This window comes from Sunxiuqinia sp. A32, assembly GCF_052690465.1.
Map to the genome: position 1 here is coordinate 21,772 of NZ_JBQYLI010000012.1, position 12,329 is coordinate 34,100.

Annotated in this window: 7 protein-coding genes; all 7 read right to left on the reverse strand. The window is 36.2% G+C overall.

The window, feature by feature from the left end:
* Window positions 1-4: 4 nt before the first annotated feature.
* Window positions 5-3,454, reverse strand: a complete 3,450-nt coding sequence (locus ACUNWD_RS13015; protein WP_445588257.1) for a TonB-dependent receptor — start codon at window positions 3,452-3,454, stop codon at window positions 5-7.
* 93 nt (window positions 3,455-3,547) lie between these two features.
* Window positions 3,548-4,558, reverse strand: a complete 1,011-nt coding sequence (locus tag ACUNWD_RS13020) for a FecR family protein (RefSeq protein ID WP_445588258.1) — start codon at window positions 4,556-4,558, stop codon at window positions 3,548-3,550.
* A gap of 104 nt (window positions 4,559-4,662) precedes the next feature.
* Window positions 4,663-5,241 (reverse strand): RNA polymerase sigma factor, encoded by a 579-nt coding sequence (locus ACUNWD_RS13025; protein ID WP_445588259.1) that lies wholly within the window; start codon window positions 5,239-5,241, stop codon window positions 4,663-4,665.
* A gap of 331 nt (window positions 5,242-5,572) precedes the next feature.
* Complete coding sequence (locus ACUNWD_RS13030; RefSeq protein ID WP_445588260.1) at window positions 5,573-7,054, reverse strand: sulfatase family protein; 1,482 nt, start codon at window positions 7,052-7,054, stop codon at window positions 5,573-5,575.
* 8 nt (window positions 7,055-7,062) lie between these two features.
* Complete coding sequence (locus ACUNWD_RS13035) at window positions 7,063-8,586, reverse strand: sulfatase (protein ID WP_445588261.1); 1,524 nt, start codon at window positions 8,584-8,586, stop codon at window positions 7,063-7,065.
* 18 nt (window positions 8,587-8,604) lie between these two features.
* Window positions 8,605-10,536 (reverse strand): FG-GAP repeat domain-containing protein, encoded by a 1,932-nt coding sequence (locus tag ACUNWD_RS13040; protein WP_445588262.1) that lies wholly within the window; start codon window positions 10,534-10,536, stop codon window positions 8,605-8,607.
* A 333-nt stretch (window positions 10,537-10,869) separates the two neighbouring features.
* Window positions 10,870-12,324: a RagB/SusD family nutrient uptake outer membrane protein gene (locus ACUNWD_RS13045; protein ID WP_445588263.1), complete on the reverse strand. Its 1,455-nt coding sequence runs from the start codon at window positions 12,322-12,324 to the stop codon at window positions 10,870-10,872.
* Window positions 12,325-12,329 lie beyond the last annotated feature (5 nt).

A 12,329-nucleotide genomic window follows, 5' to 3' on the forward strand; every position in this document is an offset into this window, starting at 1 on the left:
TTTTTTAGAATTTTATTTCTGTGCCAAATGTTATTGTCCGGCAAACCGGATACGGAGAGATATCAAATCCCGGAGTTAAAGTAGAATTCCTAGTTGACACATCCGGAGTCAGTCCGGAATACTTAGTCCATGTTAATAAATTCTGTGCAGAACAATACACCCTTAAAGACTTAATCTTTAATCTATTGATAATTCTATTACTAAAATTATAACCCAATGAAACGGTTTTCAGACGAAGATATGATCCATCCTCAACAGTTCTTGAAGAATAAAAATTACCTCCCAGGCGGTTAAGAGCAGGCATGTTGCTCTCCGGATTATTAACTGTCCACCTGTCATTTAGTGATGCATACTGATTTCTATTAAGATCAATAAACCTTCCATTTTCAAACAATACCCTGTTTGCATTAAAAATATCATTACCGTAAGAAAACTGAAGAAATACCCCCAAATCAAAAGACTTATAATGAAAGTTGTTATTAAGCCCACCAATAAAATCGGGGTTAGGATTACCAATAACAGTGTAATCATTAGCAGTAATGTTCAAATCACCATTGACATCTTTATATTTTGCATCACCAGGCTGAATTTGATTTCTTACACCTCCATTACCAGGGATCTCGTCTTTGATAACATAAGTTCCATCCTCCAACAAATTAAAGTCATCGTATTTGTAGGTTCCTTCATAAATCAGTCCATAAAATTGTGCGATGGGCTCCCCTATCTTAGCTATAAACAAGGCATTATTAGTCGAACCAGACACAGTCATACTGGTAGTCATAAAATCCTGATTTTCCGCTAATGATAAAACTTCACTGCTATTAAATGACATATTTAGATTCGTTGTCCAGCTAAAGTTTTTGCGCTCAATATTTACTGAGTTTATTGAAAACTCAAAACCCTCATTTGATACCGATCCGATATTTTTAAAAGCTCTAAGGTACCCGGATGAATTTGGCAGTTCAGCTCGTAGTAACAAATCATTGGTTTTCTTATAATAGTAATCAGCTGAAATATCCAACCGATTCTTCCACAGCCCAATATCTAGACCAACGTCGTACTGTTCAGTAGTCTCCCATTTTAAAGCAGGATTTCCTAAACTACCAACTATACTGGCTTGGGATGGCGTTTGATTACCAAATGAATAGCGGTTAGATACATTTACATCAACACTTGAGAGGTAAGCAAAATCACTCACCCTGTTATTACCTGTCAACCCCCAACTTGCTCTTAATTTAAGATTTGAAAGAAAATTAAGTGGTTTCATAAATTTCTCTTCACTTAGCCGATATGCAATTGCACCAGAGGGGAAATAGGCCCATCGATGACCAGGGGCAAATTTTGAAGACCCGTCAGCCCGAAAGGAACTGGTAAAGTAATATTTCGATTTGTAATTATAATTAATCCTTCCGATAAACGATTGAAGGGCCCATTCAGAAACCGAAGAATTAATAGATGATGGAGTACCCTCATCTATTCCACTTAAGCCTAACTCCTCATTTGGTATTTGATTTGCTGTTGCGCCATAAACTGACGTCTTATTCGTTTGTTGACTGTATCCCCCCAGCAAAGTAAACTTGTGTTTTTTGATTTTGAGATTATATGTCAAGGTATTTTCATTGCTTAAACTAACACTGTTCGTAAACGTTTCACTACCATTAACACCCAACGAAAAAGGGAAGTAAGTACTTCCTGTCCTTGTTGAAGAATTATTAAAAACATTCCGTTGAAAGTTTCGGCTGTTCATCCCGCCGGTTACCTTCAATTTAAGATTTGGGATTACTTCATATTCGACATAGGAATTAGCTAAAAGGTTTTTCGATATCTTTTCTCTTAACGCATTTTCCAACTGTAAAAGTGGGTTTACACGAAATGCAACCGAAGTATTAATACTTGGGTCAATTAGCATGTCTTCTGCATCAATACCTTCATCATTAGGCAGAACCGGTCTGTATCCCCAAATATCAAGCATGATTGCTGCTCCTGCTCCACCGTCATAATCGGTCACTACAACCCCATAAGTTGTTGCCTCACTGTAATTGGTATTTATACCAACTTTTATCTTCTCATTGATCGTTTGATCCAGAGATAAACGCCCCTGGTAGCGTTTGAATCCAGTATTTGTAAAGATTCCGCTCTGATCAATATATGATCCGGAAAACGAATATCTTGTTTGCTTATTACCTCCAGTTATTGAAAGGTTATGGTTATGGGTCAGTGCCGTCTGAACAACTTTTTTATACCAATCCAAACTTTCAACATTTTTGTAATCCTCCAGGCTCATATTCTGATTTACCAAATAAAGGTTGGTGGCATTCACACTGTCAATCTCCAACTGTAGATTCACAAAATCGTAAGCATCCATTACATCAATTCGTTTTGTATCGTGATTCCATCCGATCGAACCATTGTAGGTAACTACCGGCTCACCTGTTTGCCCTCTCTTGGTTGTAATAATGATTACACCATTTGCCCCCCGTGCTCCGTATATAGCTGTTGCAGATGCATCCTTTAGAACATCAATTGACTCGATATCAGCTGGATTTATTGCATTATTGTCATTATCCTCGATTGGAAAACCGTCAACAACATACAAAGGTGAATTATCTTGGGTAATTGAATTTCCACCGCGAATCACAATCGTAGGTAGGCTACCAGGTTGCCCATCAGAAGTAACTACCTGCACTCCTGCTAAACGACCTGCCAATGCATCATCAAACGATTTCACCGGAGCTTTTTGCAAGTCATTAACAGACACTTTTCCTACAGAACCTGTTAAATCAATTTTTTTAACTGTACCATATCCAACAGCAACAACCTCTTCCAAGCCAATAGATTCCTCTTCCATTACCAAGTTTATCTTGTTTTTACCGGCTACCTGAATTTCCTCTGTTTTCATTCCAACAAAAGAAAATATTAAAACCGCATCACCTGAAACATTTGATAAAGTATAGTTACCATCCACATCCGTAATGGTACCAGAAGTGGTTCCTTTGACGACAACAGTTACACCAGGAAGTCCTTCCCCTGATGAATCTGAAACATTACCTGATATATCCTTCTTATTTTGATTTAATATTTGAGAATTATCTTTCTCAGGAAATAAAACGATTCTTCGATCAATTATATTAAATGAGATCCCCTTGTCTTTTAATAACTCTGTCAATATCTCTTCAATATTCAGATTCTCTATGTTCAAGTTCACTATTTGATCAAGTTGAACTTGATCCGCATTATAAAAAAACACATACTTGGAATTGTCCTCAATTCTACTGAAAGCATCTTCCAGGGTACAATTCTCCAAATCCAAACTCAACCGAGTTTGTTGTGAATATACACTAGCTGATACCTCAAGCAACCCAACAAGGACAATAAAGAAAGTTAACCGCATAATACGCCATAATTTAGCCATACCTCCACTACGGAAGGCATGTAGTTTCACCTTTTTTTTCATACATTTGTTTTGCTTAATTAATAAAATGAATAGCGTCCAACTATTCGTTAATTGATTATTGAACCGGAGGATGGTGGATCATCTTCCGGTTTTTTATTCACTACTAATCCATATTTCTTTCTTTTCTTTTTTGTAATTTATTGGTATTGTTAAATCTATTATCTCTAATATCTCTTCAATTTTATCATCTTTAAACACGCTCCCTGAATAAACCTCATTCCTTAATTTAGAATCTTCAAAATGAATCGTAATGTCATACATCCGTTCGAGGTTTTTTGCTAATTCCCCGAATGATATTTTTTCAAAATAGTACTCACCATTTCTCCACAGAGTAGATTGATTGGCATTTACATTAAATGTTTCCTGTGTATTGTCTAATTTATTATAACTCCATCTTTGTCCTGGCTTCAACAATACGCCGCTTCGGTGATTTGAAATGTTTCTTATTTCGATACTACCCTCTAATAAAGTCGTCTCTACTTTATTATCCTCATCATATGCACGTATGTTAAACTCAGTCCCCAAAACATTGACATTCATCTTATCAGTTATTACACGAAATGTACGATTCTCATTTTTCGTAACTTTAAAAAATGCTTCCCCATGAAGTTCAACTTTTTGCAGGCTTTTACTTCTTGATATATGATAGTTGAGTCTGGAATCGAAATTAAGGGCAACGAATGTTCCATCTGGCAAAACTATTTCAGTTTGCTGCCCCTTAGGTGTTTTAAATTCTATTATTTCTGATGCAGTTTCTTGATTACTGAAGAACTTATATTCTCCCAGGAAGTAACTTCCCACACTAAAAAATAAGACAACACTCGCTGCAACTATAAACCGTAACCCTTTATTTAAGTTTATTGATTTTGAATTGTCGTCATTATATATTTCTAATGACTTCTTTCTAATTGCAGCAAAATCATGTTCATACTTAGTAGTTGATAAGATTTCCGTCCTTTTAAATTTCAGGACATATGAAATTAACTGAGCAATTGCTTTTTCAGGATGAGTCTTCTTAATGGAAGAAATATTTCTTAATGTATCTTTCGATATTTCAGCTTTATTTTTTCGGCTGAATAAAAATTCTGTAATCTTTCTATTCATAGCACCTCTCTTTACATCTCAACCTTAAAAGCTGAGAAAAGAAATTTATACCCCTGCAGATTACATGCTGTAAAACACACTTTCAATTTTAGCTACCCAAAAAGTTATTTGAGATATGTGTGGAAGAAAAAAATTATTGATTCTGCATCAGTTTCCAAAATTGACCTCAATTTGCTTATTGCTTTTTGTATTGTATTTGAGACTGATTGATACTTTACTTGCATTACATCTGCAACCTCGCTATTCGATAGATTTTTGTAGTACTTAAGATATATTGTCTCCTTTTGACGAGGTGGTAAGGTTGAAATTGCTTGTGCTAATCTATCCAGTTTCAATTCTTTCTCCAAAGGATCAACTTCTATCGAATAATCTAACCTAAATTCATCAATCTGATCGGTTGTTATATTCGTTTGCGAATTTCTACTTTTCCTGATATTCTGGAATATTTTTTGACGAACTGACTTAAGTAAATAGAAGGAAATATTATCAGTCAAAGCGAGCTTCTCTTTTTTTCGTGCCAATTCAAAAAAAAGATCCTGAATACTATCGCGAACTAACTCATCGTTCTTTGTAAATCTTTGTCCATACTCGAACAATTGGAGATGATATTCGTCAAAAATATAACAAAATGCATTTTCTTCACCGTTTATAAAACGTAACCATATTTCCTTATCAGAGGTCATTGATTGAAAATTACCCTTCCTTTCCAAATAATTCTCTACAAAATTATAAGATTTTTCACACTGTAATTTCATTTTGACCTTAAAAGGCAGCTCTGCTTCTTTGCTTAGAACATTCATCACTTTACATCCAAAAATTCAAATACATTCATAAATCCAATCTAGACAACATCCCCAAAAGAGTAAAGCCAACTCCTATCATGAAAGATAATAAGAGTTGGCACTTCTTAAAATGCAGATCATAAATGACAAGCATTTTATTGTAGTGTATATTTTATCAACTGGAAACAACCATTTCACTTATATTATTTCTAAGTAAGATTTCGTTCAGTTTCTACTTGCTCTTTACTTGTTCTAATAATAGATCACCAATTTCAGTCATTTTCTCAATGATCTTCGCATCTAGTTCCTGGATAACTTCTTTTATTTCTGCAGTATCCTCATTGATTAAATTTGTGCTTTCCTCCGGATCAACTGAAATATGATAGAGCTCATCTCTACCTTCATTTAGGAAGTCCCTTACCAATTTCCATTCCGACGTGCGATAGGTACGCATATATGCCTTACTATAATTTATTTGGCTGTATTCGCTGTATACATCATCATTCCAATCCCCCGGGATTTCACCTTTTAGTAATGGCAATAAACTTCTGCCTCTGACAATTTTTCCTTCCGGCAAATCAGCACCTGCCATGGCAACCACTGTTGGATACCAGTCTAATGATGTCATTACTTTTTCGATCACTGTCCCCGGTTTTACAACTCCCGGCCATTTAATAATTGCAGGAACTTTTAAAGAATTATCGTACAAATTAGGACGCGAATTTTCCGCAATATTTCCATGAGCCGGATGAACAGTTTTAGTTACCCAGAAACCATTCCCTTTATGCTCAATTCCGTTGTGCCCCATGTTGTATCCATGATCCGAACTGTAAATGAAAATGGTATTATCAGCTAAACCTAAATCTTCAACCAAGCTCATAATTTTACCCAAATTTTCATCAACACCACTAGTACTGGCCATGTATTCCTTCATGTGATTTTTAACCTTGGTGATATCCAGGTCAGGATAATCAGGATTCGGAATTTCAGGATCTAACGATTCATATGGAGCCCATGTATCTTCGGGCACTGGCAACCATGGCCCATGTGGAGCTCGATAATGAACACACAATAAGAAAGTTGAGTCTTTATTTTCATTGATAAAGTTCAATGCATTCTCGGTTAATATATCAGAAGTAAAGCCTTCTATTTTTCCAACAACTCCATCTTTTTCCAAAGTTGGATTTTTGGAGGAAGTTCCTCCACCGGTAATACCCATAAAATAATCATAGCCATTGTTGGTTGGATGGAATTTTTTCGTATCATCATTTAACCAATCTCCCAAATGCCATTTACCAACTAAGCCGGTTTTGTATCCATTTTGTTGCAACACCTCAGCAAAAGTTATGCTGCTCGGATCAAGTCCGATCTCATGATCGGGATCGTATAAGCGATGTCCCGGCTGAGGTATGAAATCCAAAATATCGTATTCACTGGCATACTGACTTGTCATTAAACTTGCCCGAGCCGGACTGCATACCGGAGTCGTTACAAATGAATTTCGAAAATACGCCCCTTCACTTGCCAACTTATCCATATTAGGAGTGTGAATTTGTGGATTACCACTAACTCCGATATCCCAAGCAGCCTGATCATCTGTATACACAAAAATAATATTAGGCTTCTCTTTACTATTGACCTGCTCCTTATTGGATCCACAGGAAATCAAAAAGATTATTGACAACAGACATACTGTATTTATAAATTTTGTCATGGCGTTTTTTATTTAATGTTTTTCCTTGGATACCTGGCATTAACACGATTCAGGTAATTGAATAGTTCCAATTTCAGTTTAGCCGTATCCCAGGGACGTTCTTTACTTAGATCATTACTTTCTGAAATATCTTTACTTAAATCATAAAGTTCCGACCTGTCATCATCATAAAAATAGATCAGTTTATAATTGCCTTTTCTTATCGCAGATTGAGGCTTTGTTCGAGCTATTGCCAAATCTTCAACACCAATATTTTCAATTGCCCTACCATATTCCTCTCCTTCAGGATGATAATATGGGAAATGCCAAATAAATGTTCTGTCTTCCTTTTCTACTTCTTTTCCCTTCAAAAGAGGTAGAATAGATTGACCATCAACATCTGAAGCCATTGGCAGATCATTCCCACTTATTTCACTAAAAGTTGGCATCAAGTCCATTTGAATAATTGGCGAATTGCATACAGAACCTTCTTTTACAACACCCGGCCAGCGAACAATAAATGGTTCTCGTACACCTCCTTCATATAAGTTCCATTTACTTCCCCGAAATGGCCTGTTAAAAGCAAAAGCCGGGTGCCCTCCATTATCTGAAGTAAACACTGCCAAGGTATTTTCAGTTAAGTTGTTTTGATCTATTGCATCTAACAATTGACCTACATAATGATCCATTCTATCAACAAATGCAGCATATTGTATCACGCGTTCCGGAATTTTTTTATCCCCCGACGCTTTATCTCTGTATTTTTGAATCAGCCAATCCAAACGGTCATCAATTGGTGTATGTACAAAATAATGACTTACAAATAGGAAGAATGGCTTTTCATGATTCATCCCCAAATACTCAATAGCTTTTTGAGTTAATTCATCTTCAGGGTATTCTCCTTCTTCATATTCCTGTTTCGGATCATTTTTGGTATATGCATACGGATGTGCTCCGAATGTATCTTCAGCCCATTCAAAACCTTGTTGCTTGGGGCCATGTGTTAAACTCCAACCATTGTAATGCAGGTGGTGAGGGGCAACATGCCATTTACCAACCATCCCAGTCTCATAGCCATTTTCAACTAATTCTTCTGCAATGGTATTTTCGGATAATACCAAAGTTGTAGTGTATGGTGGACACGACAATTGAAAATCCTTGTACTTTTCTTTCCAACTTTCATCGTCCCAGGAAAAGGTGTCACCTTCATATTTAGTTACAAATTCAAATCCTAATCTTGCAGGTGTTTTTCCTGTCAACAATGCTGCTCTTGAAGGAGAACAAATTGGCGCAGAAGCATATGCATTGGTAAACTTCATTCCTTGAGATGCCAATCGATCTATATTTGGAGTTTCTGTGAAAGAATTACCAAACTCACGACCGTAACAGCCAACATCGGAATAAGCCAAGTCATCAATATAGATCAAAATTATATTTGGCTTTTGCTTCACTTTGTTTGTTGCAAGCGTTTTACTTGAGTTTATTCCCGAAAACACCATCAAGAAAACAAAACATAGTATTGCTGAAGTATTTATATTTTTAAAATTAGACAACCTCATTTTTAGTTTAAATTACTTGTTTTCATACAGATACAAGTGTCCATCTTCAGCACCTATTAGTAGATCCGGAACACCATCCTTATTCCAATCAACAGTGGTAGGACTAGTAGTATGACCTGCCAAATGAGTATTGATTACGTTGCCTTTATTTTTATAATTAATGAAACCATCCGATTCACCAGTATTCTCCCATAATTCAATATTCCTACTATTGGCAAGAATGTCAAGATCACCATCTCCATCCCAGTCAGCAAAACAGAGTTTTCTTCTTCCACTACCACCCGCTTCACGAGCACTCAATCTCAACAAACCATCTTCTTTTTCCTTGCCAATTTCCTTAAAAATTCTTTTGCCTGGTTTTACATATAATTTGCCTTTCTTTTTGAAGCGTTCAAAAAAGGCTAAATATCCTTCATGATCCAGCATCACCAAATCCATTAAACCATCCTGGTTCCAATCAATAGTATACGGTGTAGTTCTCCATTGTGTACATAATTCATCTTTTTCAGGGCTCCACCAGTTCCACTTAGGTTTTGGATTCTCTTTGGTATCTATTTTTACACTTCCTTTAAAGCTTAATTTTGGAGCACCTTTTTCTCCCACATTTTTATACCATTGAATTTTACCCCAGATGCCATTGGTTATTATATCTTTTAATCCATCTCCATCCCAGTCTGCAACTGTCAGTACAGTATATCCCCATTTGCGTTCGGCAGGTCCCTGAATAGATCCATTATATCCAGCTAATTGGCGAATGATTTCTCCGTCAGCCTCTAAAAATTGAGGCTTACTCCATGTTGGAATTTCCTTACCATCCAAATTCTCAAAGAAACAAATGTAGCCAGCCGAATTTCCGCAAATTAAATCTTCGTCTCCATCCTCATCCCAGTCAACACTGTATGGCGTAACTAAAGCACCAAACTTTACGAAATCAGCTTCTTGTTTTAAGTAGACAACCGACTTAAATACCGGCATATTATTATTAACTTCTCCAGTATTCTCGATAAAAGCAATACGTCCATCTTCATCTCCCACTAACAAATCCATATTTCCATCTTGGTTCCAATCAATGGCAGTAGGACGCATCATTTCCAAATCCATAGTAACAAGCCCATCTCCATTATTCAAAAGCCTGCCCTTTGCAAATACCGGATTTTCTCTTGTACCAATATTTTCGAACCAAGAAAATCGATCAACAAATTCACCACAAATAAGGTCTAAATCTCCATCATTATCGAAATCAGCCATGGATGGATTAGTATTACCTTCCACGTCAATATCTTCACCTTCAGCTTGCAATCTGCCCTGGATATGATACTCTCCATCTTCATTTAAAATCAGAATAACGTAACCATGAAGTTTGTCCCTGGTCCACTCTCCCTTTTCGTTAAAGGCATTATCCCAGCCATATCCGGCCCAATCATCAATCCCGACAATTAGATCAAGATCACCATCACCTTCATAATCCACATAATTCCACTGACTTACCCTTCTTTTAGGATACTGCTCATGCAATCTTTCAACATGATACACCCCTTCCGGATTATTGAATCCACTTTTTGTAAAATCTTTATATTCTAAACCAGGAGCCAAAACATAATCCTCATCCCCAATATGAGAAATGGTGAGATTAACCTTACCAGGGCCAATGTAAACTGGATTTGCCAAAGCTGTTTGTGCAGATAGCTTGCCAGCTTTATTTTCACAAAGATATGTTCCGCTAAAAGGAACATCTGTACAACTAATTACCAAATCCAAATCACCATCCTTATCGTAATCCATTGGAAGTGGACTTGGCCATAAACCTACGGCTAAATCCACAACCAAATCTGATTGATTATATTTTAATCGTGTAAGTTCTGATTTTGAGTCTTGAGCTAGTAATGGTCTTGGAGCAACCATAAGTACAATACATATTAGCAATAAAATGTTTTCTTTTTTCATCTTTACTTTCGGTTTAAATGATTCAAACTGTTAGGTTCTTCTTGCAACACACTATTTACAAGGTCAAAAGAATACAAATCAACGCAATTCATCATATCAAATTTTAACCATTAGTTGTGATATTTTAACTCGCTATCTGGAAATTAAACCAATATAGCCAAAACATAGTTAATATATCATGCAGCCATAATGTAGTATATGAACTCTACATCCAATCCCGTCTTACATACAATAGCATATGCAATCTTTCAATATCATTAAGCTCATTAAATCCTTGGTAAAAACCGGGAGTAAAAATTCTCTCCCGGTTTAATTGAATTGCTTTTATATGGATTAATATCCTTCATTCTGTTCCAAAGCCGAATCAGAATCTATTGCTCGTTGAGGAATAGGATAACGAACATGATAAGCTTTTGCATTTTTACCTCGGGCAACAGCATATTCTATAAATTTACCCATACGAATTAAATCAACCCTACGGTGTCCTTCAGTATACAATTCCCAACCTCTTTCTTTAACCAAATGATCTCTTAATTCATCTTTCGACGAAAACTGAGATAATGTAATATCTGCCAAACCAGCTCTATTTCTAACCTGATTAATTAAATCAAGAGCCTCCTGTGTTGGACCGTTTAACTCATTCTGCGCCTCTGCTAGCGACAACAAAATATCGGCATAACGAATTACTGGCCAATCATTTCCATGCGCAGCACCATCTGCATTTGGGTCAGGCCAAAATTTAAATGAACGAGAGTCATTGTTCCCTAATAAATTAATGGTATCACCACTCGTCCTTATATATTTTGTTAAAATTAATTCTTTCCGTTTATCACCATCTTCAAAAGAATTAGTCCAACCATCATATAGACGATATTGAGACCCAAAATTTTTCCAATTGCTCTGGAAAGTAAGGCCAGACTTAGGGTCTTTCATAAATCCTGCAGGAAAAGCAGACGCCATCCAGTCTAAACTTTGCTCTCGAGAAAGAGCTGTTCTTGGACGTACATAAATAAATTCTGAATTACGTTCATTTTCAACTTTAAATAAGTCTACATATTCAGGATATAAATCGAATTTTCCGGAACTAATAATTTCCTGTGCTAAAGACGCACTTTTTTGCCACTCTTTATTGTTTAAGTAAAATTTACATAAAACTGCTTTGGCCGCATCTTTGGTAATCCTTCCATAGGCTTCTTCGTTTCCCCAATCTGGAAGAACAGGAATGGCTTCAACCAATTCAGTTTCTATGAAATTTAGAATTTCTTCTTCAGTTGCCCTGGGTTTTGATAATTCATCATTGTCACTAGTTCGTAATACAGTTGGACCAAATGACTCATACAATTTGATATAGTTAACTGCTCTTAAGAATCTTGCTTCTGCTTTAAATTCATTTACAACATCCTCAGCTAGTCCAGTATCATCAATATTATCCAAAATAATATTACAGTTCCTGATCCCCTGATACGGTTGACTCCATAAACGGGAAAATAAGTTTCCTTCAGAGGCATCAATTGTGAAGTTCATATACAATAAGGCATAAACATTCTCGCCACCTCCAGATTGCCAGGAGATATCTGTAGACCATTCAGCTTCTATCTGATGATATTTGGAACTTCCGAAACTTGTTTCCGCATAAGCTGCTGTTAGCACCGACTCAATTCCTTCTTTTGTTTTTAATAAATTATCAGGAGCCAATTGATTATAGACGGTTTCATCCAGGAAACCTTCGCAGTTTGTAAATGAAACTGCAACAATTAATATTAAAATATATTTAAATACTCGTTTCATCTTGA

Excerpts from the sequence above, each read along its gene's own strand:
- ACUNWD_RS13045 (WP_445588263.1), bottom strand. The coding sequence starts at position 12,324 with ATGAAACGAGTATTTAAATATATTTTAATATTAATTGTTGCAGTTTCA.
- ACUNWD_RS13020 (WP_445588258.1), bottom strand. The coding sequence starts at position 4,558 with ATGAATAGAAAGATTACAGAATTTTTATTCAGCCGAAAAAATAAAGCT.
- ACUNWD_RS13040 (WP_445588262.1), bottom strand. The coding sequence starts at position 10,536 with ATGAAAAAAGAAAACATTTTATTGCTAATATGTATTGTACTTATGGTT.
- ACUNWD_RS13030 (WP_445588260.1), bottom strand. The coding sequence starts at position 7,054 with ATGACAAAATTTATAAATACAGTATGTCTGTTGTCAATAATCTTTTTG.
- ACUNWD_RS13015 (WP_445588257.1), bottom strand. The coding sequence starts at position 3,454 with ATGAAAAAAAAGGTGAAACTACATGCCTTCCGTAGTGGAGGTATGGCT.
- ACUNWD_RS13025 (WP_445588259.1), bottom strand. The coding sequence starts at position 5,241 with ATGACCTCTGATAAGGAAATATGGTTACGTTTTATAAACGGTGAAGAA.